General features: G+C 65.6%; 11 protein-coding genes. 7 read left to right on the top strand and 4 right to left on the bottom strand.

Translation table 11 applies throughout. The features are described from left to right. The 4 genes from VDP82_RS08995 to tsaB form a co-directional block, all read right to left on the bottom strand. Nucleotides 1–595: lysophospholipid acyltransferase family protein (locus VDP82_RS08995; protein ID WP_323014513.1), on the bottom strand; the 595-nt coding region annotated here is incomplete at its 3' end. Then, complete coding sequence (locus tag VDP82_RS08990) at nucleotides 592–981, bottom strand: Fur family transcriptional regulator (RefSeq protein WP_323014514.1); 390 nt, start codon at nucleotides 979–981, stop codon at nucleotides 592–594. The genes VDP82_RS08995 and VDP82_RS08990, both read right to left, overlap by 4 nt. Before the next feature lie 90 nt (nucleotides 982–1,071). Continuing rightward, on the bottom strand, nucleotides 1,072–1,551 hold the full coding sequence (rimI, locus tag VDP82_RS08985) for a ribosomal protein S18-alanine N-acetyltransferase (protein ID WP_323014512.1): 480 nt from the start codon (nucleotides 1,549–1,551) through the stop codon (nucleotides 1,072–1,074). Further along, nucleotides 1,548–2,150, bottom strand: coding sequence for a tRNA (adenosine(37)-N6)-threonylcarbamoyltransferase complex dimerization subunit type 1 TsaB (tsaB, locus tag VDP82_RS08980; protein WP_323014511.1), 603 nt, complete (start codon nucleotides 2,148–2,150; stop codon nucleotides 1,548–1,550). Before tsaB ends, rimI begins: the two co-directional genes overlap by 4 nt. A gap of 111 nt (nucleotides 2,151–2,261) precedes the next feature. Here tsaB and lnt point away from each other — a divergent pair, with 111 nt between their 5' ends. The 7 genes from lnt to VDP82_RS08945 form a co-directional block, all read left to right on the top strand. After that, a complete protein-coding gene (gene lnt, locus VDP82_RS08975) occupies nucleotides 2,262–3,875 on the top strand; it encodes an apolipoprotein N-acyltransferase (protein WP_323014510.1) in 1,614 nt (537 codons plus the stop codon). Nucleotides 3,876–4,045: 170 nt separating this feature from the next. Beyond that, nucleotides 4,046–5,302: a methionine adenosyltransferase gene (gene metK / locus VDP82_RS08970; protein ID WP_323014509.1), complete on the top strand. Its 1,257-nt coding sequence runs from the start codon at nucleotides 4,046–4,048 to the stop codon at nucleotides 5,300–5,302. Nucleotides 5,303–5,402: 100 nt separating this feature from the next. Then, a complete protein-coding gene (gene trmB / locus VDP82_RS08965) occupies nucleotides 5,403–6,119 on the top strand; it encodes a tRNA (guanosine(46)-N7)-methyltransferase TrmB (RefSeq protein WP_323014508.1) in 717 nt (238 codons plus the stop codon). A gap of 51 nt (nucleotides 6,120–6,170) precedes the next feature. Further along, nucleotides 6,171–6,836: a flavodoxin reductase gene (locus tag VDP82_RS08960; RefSeq protein WP_323014507.1), complete on the top strand. Its 666-nt coding sequence runs from the start codon at nucleotides 6,171–6,173 to the stop codon at nucleotides 6,834–6,836. A 117-nt stretch (nucleotides 6,837–6,953) separates the two neighbouring features. Further along, nucleotides 6,954–7,634 carry a ribosome maturation factor RimP gene (rimP, locus tag VDP82_RS08955; protein ID WP_323014506.1) on the top strand — a complete coding sequence of 227 codons (681 nt, stop codon included), beginning with the start codon at nucleotides 6,954–6,956 and terminating at the stop codon, nucleotides 7,632–7,634. Then, nucleotides 7,635–9,233, top strand: coding sequence for a transcription termination factor NusA (gene nusA, locus VDP82_RS08950; protein ID WP_323014505.1), 1,599 nt, complete (start codon nucleotides 7,635–7,637; stop codon nucleotides 9,231–9,233). 53 nt (nucleotides 9,234–9,286) lie between these two features. Next, nucleotides 9,287–9,785: DUF448 domain-containing protein (locus VDP82_RS08945; protein WP_323014504.1), on the top strand; the 499-nt coding region annotated here is incomplete at its 3' end.

Below are 9,785 nucleotides of genomic sequence, written 5' to 3'. Positions count from 1 at the left end.
TCAGCGAGCGCTCGGTGCGGCCGACCGGCAGGCCCTGGAGCCGGGTATAGGCGATGGTCAAAGGCTGGATCATCACCTCGCTGGCGCCGGCATCGAGCATGGCGTGCTGGGCGGCGCCGACCAGGGCCGAGCGGAAGGGCAGCACATGGGTGCCGATGTCGGACTGGCCTTCGGCGAACAGCAGCACGGCATTGCCGCCGGCCATATGGGCGCCCATTTCATGGGCGGTGCGACCGGCGTCGGAGCGGCGGGTGCGATCGACGAAAATGGTCTTTTGCAGCCGCGCCATCATGCCCACGAAGAACCATTCGCCCACTTCGCGCTTGGCGACGAAAGTCACGTCGGCCACCGACCCTATGGCGATGATGTCGGTCCAGGAGACGTGGTTGGAGACCAGCAGGGTCGGCCGCCCGGTGGCGGGCTGGCCCACCAGGGTGACGCGCAGCCCCACAAAGATGCAGCCCAGGCGGTGAAAGACCCGCGGCAGCACGGTCCAGCAGGGCAGGCGCAGCGCATTGATGAGCAATTGCACCGGAATGACGAGGATGAGGAAAGGCAGGAAGATGAAGAGGAAGAACAGAACCCGCAGGATCATTTGACTTTGTCCCCGCCCCCTTCGATGGGCACTGCGTAAAGTTCGAGGCGATGATCGACCAGCCGGTAGCCGAGACGCTTGGCGATCACATCCTGAATGGCCTCGATCTCCTCATTGCGAAATTCGATGACCCGACCCGAACGGATATCGATCAGATGGTCGTGATGCTCGTCGGGGATGAGCTCGAAGCGCGCGCGGCCGTCCTTGAAGTCATGCTTGGTGACCAGCCCCGCCTCCTCGAAGAGATTGACGGTGCGATAGACGGTGGAGAGCGAGATGCGCTCGTCGACGGCGGAGGCGCGGCGATAGAGCTCCTCGACATCGGGATGGTCGGTGGCCGCCTCGATGATCCGGGCGATGATGCGCCGCTGATCGGTCATGCGCATGCCGCGGGCGACGCAGGCTTCCTCCAATGTGGGGTCGTTCGGGCTCTTGCTCACGCGCCAGCTCCCAGTCCGATGTTTGGTGCAACCGGGTTACCCAAGATCGCGCATCATGACAAGCGCGGTGGCCTGGCTGCCATCGGGCCGGGGATAATAGCCCTTGCGCGTGGCGGTGGTGACGAAACCCTCGCCTTTATAGAGCCGGATGGCCGCGACATTGTCCTCGGCCACTTCGAGAAACATTTTTCGCGCCGGGGTGAGCTGCAGGTCCTCGAAGGCGGCGCGCATCAGCGCCTGGCCGATGCGCTTGCCGCGAAACTTGGGATCGACGGCGATGGTGAGCAGTTCCGCCTCGTCGGCGGCGATGCGGATGAGCGCAAAGCCGGCAATGCGCCGCCGCGCGTCGCAGGCAATATAGACCGGGGTGGCCGGCTCGGCGAGGAAGCTATCGAATTCCCCGGCGCTCCAGCCGCGATAAAAGCCCTGGGCATGGATGCGGGCGAGGTCCCGCGCATCCCCGGCCCGGCCCGGCTCGATATGGAGCCCGGCGGGCGCCATCCACAATTTCATCATCGGCCCAGCCTTTCTATGCGCGCCGCCGTCTGCGGCTTGGCATCGGCGTCGCGGATATAGTCGGGCTCGGGCGGATGGGTGGCCGGATCCAGCCCGGCGCCAAACCGGGCGAGCGCCCCGATATCGAGGAAGGGCGTTTCGAGCAGGGGCACGCCCGGAGCCAGGCCTTCGCGGGCCTGTTGCATCGGCAACAGCGCCGCCGGCCCCGCCGGCACGCCGGGGGCGGAAAAATCCTGCACATAGGCTTCTGCGCGCCGCGCATCGAGCAGCACGCGGCACGGTCCCCGGACGGCCAGCGACAGCGCCACCAGATTGGAGACGCCCACCACCGGCACCCGACGGGCCAGCCCGATGCCGCGCGCCGCCGATAATCCGATGCGCAGGCCGGTGAAGGAGCCCGGCCCGGTGGTGGTGACGATGCGGCTCAGATCGGCATAGGTAATGCCATTGCGTTCGAGCAGCGCCGCGATGCGCGAAAAAATCAGCTCGGCATGGCCGGTGGCGATTTCGTCCAGGCTGGTATCGAGCCGGCCATCGGCCAGCAGCAGCCCCAATTGCAGGCGCGGCGCGGCGGTGTCGATGGCGAGAATGATGCTCATGGCATCGCTCTAGCGCCGGCATGGGGCGCTGTCGAGCCCGGTGCCGCCTTGACGCTCCGGGCGGGGGCGGCAAGGGTGCGGCATGATCCCTGATTCGCCCCGGAGCCGATGATGACCTGGCTGGCCGAAACCGCCATGTTGAGCCATGGCTGGCGGCGTTTCGCGCTGCTGATGCTGGCCGGCGCGGTGGCCGGACTGTCGGTGCCGCCGCTCTTCATCCTGCCGGCGCTGTTCGTCAGCTTCCCGATCTGGGTGTGGTGCCTGGACGGCGCCGGCCGGCCGCGCGGCTGGCAGCGGGTGTTCGGTCCGGCCTTCCGCATCGGCTTTGCCTTCGGCTGGGGCTATTTCATCGTCGCCTTTCACTGGCTGGGCGCCGCCTTCTTCGTCGATGGCGGCTGGTTCATCGGCGTCATGCCCTTCGCCATCCTGGCGCTTTCGGCGCTGATCGCGGCCTTCTGGGGCGCGGGGAGCGCCTTGGCGCATCTGGTCTGGACGCAGGGCCCCTGGCGGGTGGTGACGCTGGCCTGTGCCCTGACGCTGGCCGAATGGGCGCGCGGGCATGTGCTTACCGGCTTTCCCTTCGATCTGTTGGGCTATGCGCTCACCCCCACCGACGAAATGATGCAGATCACCGCCGTGATCGGAATTTACGGGCTGACGCTGGTGGCGGCGCTGATCGCCTTGCTGCCGGCGCTGATCTGGCCGGGGGACGGGCGCAGCCTCAGCCGGCGCCTCTTGCCCTTCTTCCTCATCATCGGGGTCATCGCCGCGCAGTTGGGCTATGGCCACGACCGGCTGGCGGGAACGCAGGCGAGCGAGCGCAGCGACATCTCCATGCGGCTGGTGCAGCCGCTGGTCTACGAGCATGCCGATTTCGGCAATGTCGATCCGGTGGCGCTGATCGACCGGCTGCTGATGTTGAGCGACATGCGCATGGACCCCACCGACCAGGGGCTGGCCGACATCACCCATCTGGTCTGGCCCGAATCGAGCCTGCCGTTTTTCCTGTCGACCTATCCCGAGGCGCTGGCGCGGATCGCGCGGCTGTTGCCCGAGGGCACGGTGCTGCTGGCCAGCGCGCCGCGCCAGCAATATGAGCCGGGCGCCAGCACGCCCTCCGGCCCGCCCTTCAACGCCGTCCTGGCCATAGACGACAAGGGCGAGGTCATCGCCTCCTATGACAAGGCGCATCTGGTGCCTTTCGGCGAATTCCTGCCCTTTGGCGAGTTCTTCGCCCGCTTCGGCATTACCCAATTCGTGCCCGGAGCGGAGGGCTGGGCGCATGGCGATGCGCGGCGCCGGCTGATGAGCCTGCCCGGCACGCCCGGTTTCCTGGCGCTGATCTGCTACGAAATCCTGTTCTCGGGCGATCTGGGCGATACGGGGGGGGCGCAATTTCTCTTCAACGTCACCAATGACGCCTGGTTCGATGGCTCGATCGGTCCGGCCCAGCATGCCCATCATGCCCGCATCCGCGCGGTGGAGGAGGGCATGAGCCTCATCCGCGCCGCCAATTCCGGCCTCACCTTCGCCACCGACCCGCTGGGGCGGATCACCGGCGAGCTGGCGCCCCGGGAAATGGCGGTGCTCGATGTGCGCCCGCATGAAAAACTGGCCGCCACGCCGTTTTCGCAATGGCGGCACTGGCCGCTGCTGATCGGGCTCCTGGCCGGGCTTGCCATCTCGCTGGCCGCCTGGCGCGGGGAGCGGCGCAAACCGCTCTGAAGCGAGCAAGTTCGCTCCTTCCGACCCACAGGCGCATTTCATTCTCCCGATCCGGGCCGCGGCATATCAAGCTTTCTTTATATGATGCTTGACCGGCCGGGCCCGGAGGTGTCAAAACCCCAGATCAGGGCCCAATTTGCGGTTTTTCGGGCACAGACAGGGGATTTGGGTTGGCACGATCTTCTTATCTCTTCACCTCCGAATCGGTTTCGGAAGGCCATCCGGACAAGGTTTGCGACCGGATTTCGGACGAAATCGTCGACATGATCTTCCGCGAGGCCAAAAAGACCGGCATGGACCCCGCGCAGGTGCGCATCGCCTGCGAAACCCTGGCGACGACCAATCGGCTGGTGATCGCCGGGGAAGTGCGCGTGCCCGAAACGCTGCTCAAGAAGGACCGGGACGGCAACATCGTGCGCGATGCCTCCGGCCATCCCCGCATCAATCCCGCCCGCTTCAAATCCACGGCCCGCAAGGCCATCCGCGCCATCGGCTACGAGCAGTCCGGCTTCCACTGGAAGACGGTCAAGATCGATGTGCTGCTGCACGGCCAGTCGGCCGATATCGCCCAGGGCGTGGACGCGGCGGGCAACAAGGACGTTGGCGCGGGCGACCAGGGCATCATGTTCGGCTATGCCAGCCGGGAAACCCCCGAGCTGCTGCCGGCGCCGATCTATTACGCCCACAAGATCCTGGAAAATCTCACCATCGCCCGCAAGGCCAATAACAGCCCGGCCGGCAAGCTCGGCCCCGATGCCAAGAGCCAGGTGACGGTGCGCTATGAGGAGGGCAAGCCGGTGGGGGTGACCCAGATCGTGCTCTCCACCCAGCATCTGGACGAGAGCCTGACCTCGGCCGATGTGCGCCGCATCGTCGAGCCCTATATCCGCGCGTCCCTGCCCGAAGGCTGGATCGGCACGGACACGGTCTGGCACATCAATCCCACCGGAAAATTCGTCATCGGCGGCCCCGATGGCGATGCGGGCCTGACCGGACGCAAGATCATCGTGGACACCTATGGCGGGGCAGCCCCGCATGGCGGCGGCGCCTTTTCGGGCAAGGACCCCACCAAGGTGGATCGCTCGGCCGCCTATGCGGCGCGATACCTGGCCAAGAACGTGGTGGCGGCGGGTCTTGCCGACCGCGCCACCATCCAGCTCAGCTATGCCATCGGTGTGGCCGAGCCGCTCTCGATCTATGTGGATTTGCACGGCACCGGCAAGGTGGACGAGGCGAAGGTGGAAGCGGCGCTGGCCAAGGTGATGGACCTCACCCCGCGCGGCATCCGCACCCATCTCGATCTCAACAAGCCCATCTACGCCAAGACCAGCGCCTATGGCCATTTCGGCCGCAAGCCGGGGCGCGATGGCTCCTTCTCCTGGGAAAAGACCGATCTGGTCAAGGCCCTCAAGGCCGCCGTCGCCTGATCGGACCGTTCCGATGCGGCCACAATTGGATGGCGCGGATTGACCGGGGGCCTCTTTTCCGCAAAAGGCGGGGGAGAGGCCCTTTTTGCATCGGATGACCATGTCGGACCATCAACTTCCCAAGACCCGCTCGGGCGAGCCCCGCGCCTTTTTCGGGCGCCGCGCCGGCAAGACCCTGCATGGCGGCCAGAAGGCGCTGGTGGACGAGTTGCTGCCGCGCATCGAACTCAAGCTGGCCGAACGCATCGATCCCCGCGCGCTGTTTCCCGATGCAGAGCGCATCGCCATCGAGATCGGTTATGGCGGGGGCGAGCATCTAGCGCGCAAGGCAGGGGAGGCCCCCGAAACCGGCTTTGTCGGCTGCGAGGTCTTCACCGGCGGCATCGGCAAGATGGTGCAGGCGGTGGCGGCGGAAAACCTCGCCAATATCAGGCTGTTCACCGATGACGCGCTCAAGCTGCTGATGGCGCTGCCCGAGGCGTCGGTGGACGCGGTCTATCTGCTCTATCCCGACCCCTGGCCCAAGACGCGCCATCACAAGCGGCGCTTCGTCTCGCCCACCACGCTGGGCGAGCTGGCGCGCGTCATCCGTCCGGGTGGCGTCTTCCATTTCGCCACCGATATCGAGGATTACGCCAACTGGACGCTGGCCCATATCCTGCGCGCGCCCGATTTTGCCTTCGCGCCGCGGCAGCCGGGGGAATGGCACCAGCCCTATCCGGGCTGGCAGGCGACCCGCTATGAGCAGAAGGCCCGCCGCGAGGGCCGCATGGTGAGCTTTTATTTCAGCTTTACCCGGCGCGCTGCGACGGTTTGACGGGGAACCGGCCCGGCTGCTGTCCTGTTGTTTGACGGACAGGAGATCATCATGCAAACTAGCGTCGCCATTCTCGAAACCATCCCCGTCACCCATAATGTCCGCCATTATCGGGTGGAGCGGCCCAAGGGCTATCAATTCACCCCCGGCCAGGCCACCAAGGTCAGCATCGACCGCGAGGGGTGGCGCGAGGAAAAACGCCCCTTCACCTTCACCTGCCTGCCCGATGCGGCGGACCTCGAATTCACCATCAAGAGCTATTTCGACCATTCCGGCGTCACCAACGAACTCTGGTCGCTGGGGGCCGGTGACCGGCTGATCCTGCGCGATGTATGGGGAACGATCCAGTATCGCGGGCCGGGCACCTTCATCGCCGGCGGGGCGGGCGTGACGCCGTTCATCGCCATATTGCGCCATCTGGCCGCCACCGGGAAAATCGCCGGCAACCGGCTGATCGTCTCCTACCGCACCGAAAAGGACATCATCCTCAGAAAGGAATTCGAGGCGATGAAGGGGCTGGACGTGCTCTGGACCCTTACCGGAGACCCCAAATCCGCCCTGTTGCAGGAAAAGATCGACGGCGGCTTCCTGCGCGAGCATGTCGGGGACTTCGGACAGAATTTCTATCTTTGCGGCCCCGATCCCATGGTGGAAGAGCTGCGCGGCCTGCTCGAGGCGGAGGGCGCCGACGTCGCCAACGTCACCTGGGAGAGGTAGGCCGGCCCCTCCCTTGCCTTTTGGGCGGCCGAAGGCTATATAGAGCCGACATCGTTGCTCTCATTCGAGAGTGGGTGCCCCCGGGGCTCCCGCTCTTTTTGTTTATCCGGGACTTGCATGGCTTTCGATCTGACCGAAAAGCGCTATATCAGGGAAACCGGGCTCGAGGCCCGCATCGCCCGCATTGTCGAGCCGGTGGCCAATGGCCTGGGCTATGCGCTGGTGCGGATCAAGATCACCCAGGAAAACGGCATGACCTTGCAGATCATGGCCGAGGACGGGGAAGGGCGCTTCACCATCGCCGATTGCGAGGCGCTGAGCCAGGACCTGTCTCCCGTGCTGGACGTGGAAGACCCCATCGAGCGCGAATACCATCTGGAAGTGTCCTCTCCCGGCATCGACCGGCCGCTGGTGCGCCGGCGCGACTTCGAGGCCTATGCCGGCCATGAAGCCAAGATCGAGCTGGGCGAAATGCTCAATGGCCGCAAGCGCTTCCGTGGCCTGATCGGCCCGGTGGACGATGAGAGCGTCACCATCATCCTGCCCGACGCCCCCGCCGGCACCGATCCCAATCACCGCCTGCCCCTGGCCAGCCTTGCCGAGGCCAAGCTGGTGATGAGCGACGCGCTGATGGAAAAGGCCCGCATCGACCAAGAAGCCCATCCGCTCGACGACGACGAGACCGAGACGGTCGAATATGCCGACGCCGATTCCAATGACGACTACAAGTCCGACGACCCGGAGGCCGGAACGGCCCAGGACACGGCGGCAAGACGAAAAAGCCAGGAGATCCATTAAATGGCCGTGAGCGCGAACCGCCTCGAACTGCTGCAGATCGCAGATGCCGTTGCCCGCGAGAAATCGATCGACCGCATGGTGGTGATCGAGGCGATGCAGGACGCCATGGAAAAGGCCGCCAAGGGTCGCTACGGCGCCGAGACGGAAATCAAGGTGGAGATCAATCCGCGTTCGGGCGAGACCCGCATGTGGCGGCTTTTGGAAATCGTCGAGGAGGTGGAAGAGCCCAGCCGGCAGATCGACCTGCAGCGCGCCCAGCTCAAATCGCCCGAGGCCAAGGTGGGCGACTTCCTCACCGAGGCGCTGCCGCCGATGGAATTCGGGCGCATTGCCGCCCAGTCGGCCAAGCAGGTCATCGTGCAGAAGGTGCGCGATGCCGAGCGCGAGCGCATGTATGACGAGTATTTCAGCCGCATCGGCGAAATCGTCAACGGCACGGTCAAGCGCGTCGAATATGGCAATGTCATCGTCGATCTGGGCCGGGGCGAGGCCATCATCCGCCGCGACGAGCTGATCCCGCGCGAGATGTTCCGCTATGGCGACCGCGTGCGCGCCTATGTCTATGACGTGCGCCGCGAGCAGCGCGGGCCGCAGATCTTCCTTTCCCGCACCCATCCGCAGTTCATGGCCAAGCTGTTCATGCAGGAAGTGCCGGAAATCTACGATGGCGTCATCACCATCCGCTCGATCGCCCGCGATCCGGGCTCGCGCGCCAAGATCGCCGTGACCTCCTCGGACAGCTCGATCGATCCGGTCGGCGCCTGCGTGGGCATGCGCGGCTCCCGGGTTCAGGCCGTGGTGGGCGAGCTCCAGGGCGAAAAGATTGACATCATCCCCTGGACCGACAATATCGCCGACCTGGTGGTCTCGGCCCTGCAACCGGCGGACGTCGCCAAGGTGGTTCTGGACGAGCAGGCCGAGCGCATCGAGGTGGTGGTGCCCGACGAGCAATTGTCGCTGGCCATCGGCCGGCGCGGGCAGAATGTGCGCCTCGCCAGCCAGCTCATCGGCTGGGATATCGACATCCTCACCGAGCAGGAAGAGAGCGAGCGCCGCCAGAAGGACTTCACCGAGCGCTCGTCCCTGTTCATGGCCGCCCTTGACGTTGACGAGATGGTTGCCCAGCTATTGGCTTCGGAAGGCTTCTCCTCGGTCGAGGAACTGGCCTATATCGACACCAATGAGATTTCCTCCATCGATGGGTTCGATGAGGAGACCGCCGGCGAGATCCAGAATCGCGCCGCCGAATATCTGGCCGAGATCGACCGCAAATATGACGAGGAGCGCCGCGCGCTCGGCGTCATGGACGAGCTTTACGAGATCGGCGGGCTTACCGCCGCCATGCTGGTGGCGCTGGGTAAGGACGGCGTCAAGACCGTCGAGGACTTCGCCGGCTGCGCCGCCGACGACCTGATTGGCTGGAGCGAGCGCAAGGACGGCGAAACCAAGCGCTTCGAGGGCACGTTCAAGGATTTCCCGGTGTCGCGCGAAGAGGCCGAGGACATGATCATGCAGGCGCGCATCAAGGCCGGCTGGGTCAGTGAGGAAGACCTGCCCGGGCTCGAAGACGACGCCGCCAGCGAAGAGGTTTCGGCCTAAGGGCCGAAGCGGCGAGGGCACCAGCAATGGCCCGGCGCGACGAAACGACCAGGATGTGCGCCCTCAGCCGGACCGAAAGGCCGGTTGAGGAGCTGATCCGTTTCGTGCTGGGGCCGGACGATATCCTGGTGCCCGACACCGAAGCCAAGGCCGAGGGGCGGGGCGTCTGGATCGGCCTCAGCCGCGCGGCGGTGGAAGAGGCGGTCAAGCGCAAGGTTTTCGCCCGCAGCCTCAAGGCCGAGATACGCCTGCCCGACGACCTGCCCGGCCTCACCCAATTGCGGCTGGAGCAGCGCTTTCTAGCGGCGCTCAACATGGCCCGCAAGGCCGGCCAGCTGACGCTGGGCGCGACCAAGGTGCGCGGCCTGATCGAGACGGGCGGCCTGGTGGCGCTCATCACCGCCACCGACGCGGCCCCCGATGGGCGCGGCAAGATGGCGGGGGCCCTCAGGGCCCTGGGCCACGCGGCGGCGGACGAAGGAATTGACGGTTTTGAAGTGCCCCATTTCGAATTGCTCTCTTCAGAGCAAATGGGTTTGGCACTTGGCCTGG

Source organism: Devosia sp., from assembly GCF_034675085.1.
Classification (GTDB): Bacteria; Pseudomonadota; Alphaproteobacteria; order Rhizobiales; family Devosiaceae; genus Devosia.
Note: the sequence above shows the minus strand (reverse complement) of the source record. Positions and strands in the feature narration are given on the sequence as shown.